A 7,606-nucleotide genomic window follows, 5' to 3' on the forward strand; every position below is an offset into this window, starting at 1 on the left:
CCCTGTTACCGCCGTGAAAGGGCGGTGTCCTAGGCCACTAGACGAAGGGGACACACTACAACATTCACTCCCTGCCGCGCTTCGCTGTGTGCTTTACGCTGCAAGTGGCGCGCATTCTATGGATGGATTGAGAGGTCGTCAACCCCTTGATATAAATTTATTTAAATCAATGACTTCGACCTGCTTTACGGCAGCAACCGGGCTTTTCCGTCGCCCGACGATTGACGCCTATATTCCGCCACTCGCCAAGACGTTATAGTCCACCGCACAGTGATGGCAATCTGCACCCGCAGCGCCAGCATTCATATAAGCAGCGTGCGGCCGATACAGATTGAACCTGCCGATCCAACCAGTCGAGCGGCGCTAGGCGGTTAAATGCCCAGCCACTACACTCGCATGCGAACCCTATAAAGAGGTCTTACCGGTGACACCACTCATGATCACCCTGCTAGTCATAGCCGGGATCGCAATTCTGATCGCCATTGGCTACATGAACCATGTGGTGGAAAACAACAAACTGGAGAAGGCCCGTACCAAGGTCGAACTCAACGACCGCCTGCGCCGCTGCGGCGAACTGACCGAGACCTTCCCGGGCCAGTTCATGACCCCTGCACTCAAGCTGCTGCTGACCCGTCTGGAACTGAACGTCTGTCAACGTCTGTTGAACCTGGAAAAAACCAGCGCCACCACCAAAGCGCGCATCACCGAACTGAGCGCACTGGTCGCCCAAGGCGAATCGATCCCGGTCAACAACCCTCCGGCGCCAATCCTGACCGAAGCCAAAGCCAAAGACGTACGCTTCCTGCTCGAAGCCCTTCACGGCCAAATCACCCGCGCCGCCCACGATGGCTTCCTGCCACCGAACGAGGCCAAGCACTGGATCCGCGAAGTCCGCCACATTCTGGTGCTGCTGCACATCGAATTCTTCAACAACCTCGGCCAACAGTCCCTGCAACAAAACCAGCCAGGCCAGGCCCGCCTCGCCTTCGAACGCGGCGTGCAATACCTGCGCAAACAGCAGGATCCACAGGTGTATGCAGAGCAACTGCAATACCTGGAAAAACTGCTGGCCCGCGCCAACGCTCAGGTCATGGACAAGATTGCACCGGTTGAAGGCGAAGAGAACCAACTGACCGCCGGCCTCAAAGATGCAGAGGCCGATGCCGACTGGAAGAAGAAAGTGATTTACGACTGATTGCAAATGTTGAAAAAGAAGCCACCGAGAGGTGGCTTTTTTGTAGGTTTGCGGGAGTGAACCTGATAGAAAACCGGTGAATGTGAGGCCGCTTTCGCGAGCAGGCTCGCTCCCACAAGGGGGCTGAGTACATCTGACAGAGGTTGGTCGGCTATCCGGCCGCCATCGCGAGCAGGCTCACGCCTACATTGGGACTGAGTACATCCGATAGAGGATTGGTCGGCTGTCAGGCCGCCTTCGCGAGCAAGCTCACTCCCACAGAAAAGCAAAAGCAGCCCACCTCGCAACCGCATCAGCTCCTCACCACTCAACACAATGAGCGCAAGCTCGAGTACCGCTCTTGATCTTGATCCACGGGCGACGTCGGAAGGCTGAGTGGAGGGATTGATCCGGGCGTGGGAGCGCAGCGACCGTTTGGCGCAGCCAAACACAGCGAGAGGAGGTGCAGCGAAGCAAACCGTAGGCGCTGCGCCCGGATCGATCCCGGAGCGAAGGAACCCCGAGCCCCAGCGAGCGGGCCGCACGTAGGAGCAAGCCTTTTTGGTTACTTTTGAGGCGTTTGTCAAAAGTGACCCGCCGTAAGGGCGGAACCGCCAGCCGCAACACCCGAAGCAACGGATATACCCCCAAACCACCCACAACATGGTCGGCCCAAAGGCCGCCAAGCCCAAAGCGTCAAAGCCGAAAATGCCCAACCATCCCGCGCAACTCACTCCCCAGCTGCGCCAGCTCAACACTCGAAGCTGCATTCCCGCGCATCGCGATCGACGACTGATCCGCACTCGCGCGAATACTCGTCACACTGCGATTGATCTCCTCCGCCACCGAACTCTGCTCCTCGGCCGCCGCCGCAATCTGCTGATTCATCTGCTGAATCAACGACACCGCCACCGCAATACTCCCCAGCGCACTCTCGGTCTGCAACGCATCACTCACCGCCAGCTTCACCAACTCTCCGCTGCTCTGAATCTGCTGCACCGACGAATGCGCCGCCGAGCGCAATGCACTCACCAGCCGTTCAATTTCCTCAGTCGATTGCTGCGTGCGCCGAGCCAGTGCGCGCACCTCATCGGCCACCACCGCAAACCCCCTGCCCTGCTCCCCGGCCCGGGCCGCCTCGATCGCAGCATTCAGCGCCAGTAGATTGGTCTGCTCAGCGACGCTTTTGATCACCCCCAGCACCGTCCCGATATTCTGGATTTCCGCACTGAGGCTTTCGATACTGGAACTGGCCGACGTCGCCGAATCAGCCAATTGCTCAATGCGCGCCATGCTCTGGCGCACCACCTGCTGACCACTCTCGACCTTGTCATCCGCCGTCTGCGCAGCCAACGCCGCCTCCTCGGCATTGCGCGCAACGTCATGCACGGTGGCGGCCATCTGGTTCATTGCCGTGGCCACCTGCTCGGTTTCTTCCTTCTGGCTGCTGACCTCAAGGTTGGTCTGCTCGGTGACCGCCGACAACGATTGCGCCGAACTGGCCAGTTGCTCGATACCTGCCTGCAACCCGCTGACAATCGCACTCAGTCCTGCACCCATCTGCTGCATCGCCAACATCAACTGGCCGATCTCGTCACGCCGGGTCACCTCCACGGTCGCACTCAAGTCACCGGCGGCAATCTGCTGGGCGACTTGAATCACACTGCGCAATGGCGCGACGATAAGACGAGTAATCAACCACGCGGCCAGCAATCCGACCAACAACGCCAGCGCCGATGAACCAACGATCAGCAGCGAGTTTTTCTTCAGTTCCGCCTGCATCGCGCCGTCTTCAGCGACATAAGCCTGATTCACCCGCTCGACCACTTGGTCGGCACGCTGGTGCAATTGCTCGTAGACGGTTTTTTCCTGCGCGAGCAATCCGGTGTACTCGGCCAGTTTGTCGTTGAAACCGGCGATATGCCCGGACACTTCATTGAGCACGGTCAGGTAACCCTCGTCCTTGACCGTGGTTTTCAGTTCTTCGGCTTGCGCCTGAGCCTGCGCGGCCTGTTCGATATTGCCCTTGCCGGCACTGTCGGCATCGCCCTTGCGGCTTTGATCGAGGCGAATCCGCGCTTCGTTCATCGCTTGCAGCATCAACCGCGACACCTGACTGACCTGGTTGGCCTGCTCAATGAACTGCGCTCCGTCCTTGCCCTCGGTGTCCTTCAAGGTATACGCACCGTCGTCGGCAAGTCCGGCCTGCAACACATCGAGGTTATTGGCCACACTGGACACCGACCAACTGGCCATTTCCAGTGCGAGGTCCTTGGCCTGGGTCAACGAAACAAACTCATCAAACGCTTTGCGATAAGCGCCGAGCGACTGCTGCACATCATTCATGACCGGCACATTGGCCGCCGACTGTGCCTTGAGCTGATCAGCCAGAGCAACCAGTTCGTCGACGCCCTTACGCAAGGCATCGGCGGTTTTCGGATCGCCGCGCAAGGCATATTCCTGCTCGAGCAGGCGCACCTTGAGCAAACTGCTGTTGAGCGAGGACATCTGTTTCAGCCCGTCGAAACGCTGACTGATGGTTTGCAGGGACCAGACGCCAATGGCTGCCACCAGCGCGGTCAGCAGCAAGACCAGCACAAACCCGATACCCAGTTTTTTTGCCATACCGAGGTTGGCAAAACGTCCTTGCATGGCCGAAATCATTGCGCGTAGTCCCCTGCCATTGTCAGTAGAGCGAAGAGTCGCAACGGCCATCCACCCGCACAAGTCTCTGGTGTCGGAATAATGGCAAAAAGCTACGCCCGCGTCGTTTTCAGAACGCTTGAGGTCGATCCGAACCGGTGTTGCGAAAAAACTGCCGAGCGCGTGGATCGCAGGCGTATGCGACGTTGATGCGCAACCAGTCGCCCGATTCGCCACAGGGACTGAACGCATCAGGCGCTGACAGCAACACGCCGCAGTACTGCGCCTGCCGGCGTACCCGAACATGATCGGTCATGCGCGAGCGCGCCCAAATGAACAACCCACCCGCAGGCTTGCCGAAAACCTCCCAATCGGCGTCCTCCAGCGCCTGCAGCGCGGCGGCACGATCGGCATTCAAGCGTTGGCGCTGGCGCTGCACCAGTTTGCGGTAAGCGCCGCTGACCATCAGGCTGGCCAGCACCGCCTCGGTAAACCTCGACGCCCCCAAGCCGCTGATCATCTTGACCTGAGCCAGTCGCCTGACCATTTCGGTTTCGGCGAAGACGAACCCGACCCGCAACGAACTGCTCAGCGTCTTGGAAAAACTGCCCACATAGATGACCCGCCCCTCATCATCCAGCGCCGCCAGTCGCGTACCGTTGCCCGTATGCAAATCCGCGTAGACATCGTCTTCGATCACGCGCAAATCATAGGCCTTGCTCAGTTGCAGGATGCGTTGGGCCACGCTAGCCGACAGGCAACTTCCGGTGGGATTGTGATGATGGCTGTTGATGAACAATGCGCCAGGCCGAAACTGTTGCAGTAAAGCCTCCAGCGCTTCGATATCCGGCCCGTTCGGTGTACGACGCACCTCGAGCATCCGCACGCCGTGCAGGCGCAGGAGATCGAACAGCGGCGCATACCCTGGCGTCTCGACCACCACGCAGTCTCCGGCCTTGAACAAGCTGCGCACAATCAGATCCAGCGCGTGGCTGGCGCCGCAGGTACTCAGCAACTGCGAACTGCGAGCCTCGATACCGAACAGCTTCAGACGTTTGACGATCTGCTCGCGCAACACAGGAAGCCCCAAAGGCGTGCTGTAGTTGAACAGGCTGGCCATATCGGTGCGCGCCACCTCGCGCAGCGCATAGCTGAGGTCGTCAGGCTCGCGCCAGCTTTGCGGCAGACCACCGGCCCCCAGCTTCAACCCCCCGGCTGCCTCGCACACTGCATCACACCAGGCATAGCGGCCCTCGAATGGCGCCAATTCATCATCGGCGCCCAGTGTCGACGGCGAGGCGGCGACAATGAACCCGGTGCCTTGGCGGGCGCTAAGAACGCCCTGCGATACCAGCCGTTCACACGCCTCGACAACACACGACTGACTGAGCAGATTATCCCGGGCGATTTGCCGCACGGAGGGCAAACGGGTGGCCGGCTCTACGCCACTTTGCAGGATCCACTCGGTCAGTCCGTCAACAATCTGCTGCACGACCGGCACCATTGCCTGTCGATCAATTCTCAATTCCATGAGCAAGCAAACTCCTGTCCGTTTTGCTGGCGGCAGTAAATCACAGCCGCGCCGGACAGGCTGTGCGACAACGCCGCCAAAAGCGACCGTTCTAACCATTTGATACACATTGTTTAAGGGGCTTCACGGAACTGACCGTGATCCATAAAAAAGCCCGCAACGAATGCGGGCTGTTTTTATTGCGCGTTGTTCAGAATGCGGTGACGCCGCCGTCGACTGCCAGCGAGTGGCCGGTGGTGAAAGCCGCACCGTCGCTGCACAGATACAACACGGCACTGGCAATTTCCTCGACTTTACCGATGCGCCCAACCGGGTGCATGGCATTGGCGAATTCGCCCTTCTTCGGATCGGCCTCATAGGCGCGACGGAACATGTCGGTATCGATCACCGCCGGACACACAGCGTTGACGCGGATTTTCTTCTTGGCGTATTCGATGGCTGCCGATTTGGTCAAACCGATCACCGCATGCTTCGACGCCGCATAGATGCTCATCTTCGGTGCCGCGCCCAGCCCCGCGACTGAGGCGGTATTGACTATCGCCCCGCCGCCCTGAGCCAGCAATAGCGGCAGTTGATACTTCATGCACAGCCAGACGCCCTTGACGTTGACGCCCATGATCGCGTCGAACTCATCCATCGAGCCGTCGGCCAGTTTGCCTTTTTCGATTTCGATGCCGGCATTGTTGAAGGCATAGTCGAGACGGCCGTAGGTGTTGATCACCTCATCCATCAGATTTTTCACTTCGCTTTCGACGGTCACGTTGCAGCGCACGAAGGTCGCTTCGCCGCCGGCTGTACGAATAAGCGCTACCGTACCCTCGCCCCCTGCCGCATCCAGATCGGCCACCACCACTTTCAAGCCTTCGGCGGCGAATGCCTGGGCGGTCGCCCGGCCGATGCCGTTGGCCGCGCCGGTGACTACGGCAACTTGACCGGAAAACGTCATGCTCATTGTTATGTCCTCAATGGGATAGCTGCAGGTGATTTGCAGCATAGTCATTGAGGTATGCCGAGCGTCAGCACTATCCAATGGCTGTTTAGGTGCCCATGCGTCGCAGTGATAAAACCGTCCCGGTGATCATCACTGCACTGGATCGGCGTGCATTCGCCGCATCAGCCAACCTTGCACCAATGCAGCCAAGCGTCTATCAACAAGACTTCATTCCGTTCGAGTGCCTGCCATGACCAACCAGACCAATCGCCAGTTCCTGCTCGCCAAACGCCCGGTGGGTGCGGCCAACCGCGAGACCTTCACCTATCAGGAAGTGCCGGTCAGCGAACCGGCGGCGGGCCAGATTCTGGTCAAGAACGAATACCTGTCCCTCGACCCGGCCATGCGTGGCTGGATGAACGAAGGCAAGTCCTACATCCCGCCGGTGGGTATCGGTGAAGTCATGCGCGCGCTGGGCGTCGGCAAAGTCATCGCCTCGAACAACCCGGGCTTTGCGGTCGGGGACTACGTCAACGGCGCCATTGGCGTGCAGGATTACTTCCTCGGCGAGCCCAGAGGTTTCTACAAAGTCGACCCGAAACTGGCGCCGCTGCCGGTGTATTTGTCTGCGCTGGGCATGACCGGCATGACTGCGTATTTTGCCCTGCTGGATGTCGGTGCACCGAAGGCCGGCGACACCGTGGTGTTGTCCGGCGCTGCGGGTGCAGTGGGCAGCATTGCCGGACAGATTGCCAAGATCAAAGGCTGCCGCGTGGTCGGCATTGCCGGCGGCGCCGACAAGTGCAAGTTCCTCATTGATGAACTGGGCTTCGACGGCGCCATCGACTACAAGTCCGAAGATGTCGTGGCCGGGCTTAAACGCGAATGCCCGAAAGGCGTCGACGTGTATTTCGACAACGTCGGCGGCGACATCCTCGATGCGGTGTTGAGCCGCTTGAACATGAAGGCGCGGGTGGTGATTTGCGGCGCGATCAGCCAGTACAACAATAAGGAAGCGGTCAAAGGCCCGGCCAACTACCTGTCGCTGCTGGTCAACCGTGCGCGGATGGAAGGTTTTGTGGTGATGGATTACGCGGCGCAGTACGCCAGTGCCGCGCAGGAAATGGCCGGCTGGATGGCCAAGGGGCAGCTCAAGAGCAAGGAAGACATCGTCGAAGGTCTGGAGACCTTTCCTGAGACGCTGATGAAATTGTTCAGCGGTGAGAACTTCGGCAAGTTGGTGTTGAAGGTTTAAGACCACCACAAAACAAATGTAGGAGTGAGCCTGCTCGCGATAGCGGTGTGTCAGTCAACATTAACGTTGTTT

The 7,606-nt window shown here is 59.2% G+C and carries 6 protein-coding genes and 1 pseudogene; 3 read left to right on the forward strand and 4 right to left on the reverse strand.

All coding sequences use genetic code 11. The annotated features are described in order from the left end of the window. The first annotated feature begins 436 nt into the window (after nt 1-436). On the forward strand, nt 437-1,195 hold the full coding sequence (locus tag ACW9IR_RS27905; RefSeq protein WP_038364524.1) for a hypothetical protein: 759 nt from the start codon (nt 437-439) through the stop codon (nt 1,193-1,195). 675 nt (nt 1,196-1,870) lie between these two features. Here ACW9IR_RS27905 and ACW9IR_RS27910 read toward each other — a convergent pair. The 4 genes and pseudogenes from ACW9IR_RS27910 to ACW9IR_RS27925 all read right to left on the reverse strand — a co-directional run bounded on the left by ACW9IR_RS27910 (nt 1,871) and on the right by ACW9IR_RS27925 (nt 6,300). Further along, nucleotides 1,871-2,752, reverse strand: coding sequence for a methyl-accepting chemotaxis protein (locus tag ACW9IR_RS27910; protein ID WP_457465833.1), 882 nt, complete (start codon nt 2,750-2,752; stop codon nt 1,871-1,873). Further along, nucleotides 2,732-3,889 (reverse strand): annotated as a pseudogene (locus ACW9IR_RS27915) (HAMP domain-containing protein); the annotation flags it as partial. The gene ACW9IR_RS27910 and the pseudogene ACW9IR_RS27915, both read right to left, overlap by 21 nt. A gap of 58 nt (nt 3,890-3,947) precedes the next feature. Then, the gene (locus ACW9IR_RS27920; protein WP_102901713.1) at nt 3,948-5,348 is read right to left on the reverse strand and encodes an aminotransferase-like domain-containing protein; all 1,401 of its coding nucleotides are present in this window, start codon (nt 5,346-5,348) and stop codon (nt 3,948-3,950) included. A gap of 190 nt (nt 5,349-5,538) precedes the next feature. Further along, a complete protein-coding gene (locus ACW9IR_RS27925; protein ID WP_016983635.1) occupies nt 5,539-6,300 on the reverse strand; it encodes an SDR family oxidoreductase in 762 nt (253 codons plus the stop codon). Nucleotides 6,301-6,395: 95 nt separating this feature from the next. Between ACW9IR_RS27925 and ACW9IR_RS27930 the strand changes: the two genes are divergently transcribed. Continuing rightward, on the forward strand, nt 6,396-6,533 hold the full coding sequence (locus ACW9IR_RS27930) for a hypothetical protein (RefSeq protein ID WP_163004695.1): 138 nt from the start codon (nt 6,396-6,398) through the stop codon (nt 6,531-6,533). Continuing rightward, nucleotides 6,530-7,534, forward strand: coding sequence for an NADP-dependent oxidoreductase (locus ACW9IR_RS27935; RefSeq protein ID WP_102901712.1), 1,005 nt, complete (start codon nt 6,530-6,532; stop codon nt 7,532-7,534). The genes ACW9IR_RS27930 and ACW9IR_RS27935 overlap by 4 nt, the downstream gene beginning before the upstream one ends. Nucleotides 7,535-7,606 lie beyond the last annotated feature (72 nt).

Source organism: Pseudomonas sp. SDT291_1_S447 (assembly GCF_054070155.1).

Excerpts from the sequence above, each read along its gene's own strand:
- ACW9IR_RS27905 (WP_038364524.1), top strand. The coding sequence starts at position 437 with ATGATCACCCTGCTAGTCATAGCCGGGATCGCAATTCTGATCGCCATT.
- ACW9IR_RS27910 (WP_457465833.1), bottom strand. The coding sequence starts at position 2,752 with ATGTTGGCGATGCAGCAGATGGGTGCAGGACTGAGTGCGATTGTCAGC.
- ACW9IR_RS27920 (WP_102901713.1), bottom strand. The coding sequence starts at position 5,348 with ATGGAATTGAGAATTGATCGACAGGCAATGGTGCCGGTCGTGCAGCAG.
- ACW9IR_RS27925 (WP_016983635.1), bottom strand. The coding sequence starts at position 6,300 with ATGAGCATGACGTTTTCCGGTCAAGTTGCCGTAGTCACCGGCGCGGCC.
- ACW9IR_RS27930 (WP_163004695.1), top strand. The coding sequence starts at position 6,396 with ATGCGTCGCAGTGATAAAACCGTCCCGGTGATCATCACTGCACTGGAT.
- ACW9IR_RS27935 (WP_102901712.1), top strand. The coding sequence starts at position 6,530 with ATGACCAACCAGACCAATCGCCAGTTCCTGCTCGCCAAACGCCCGGTG.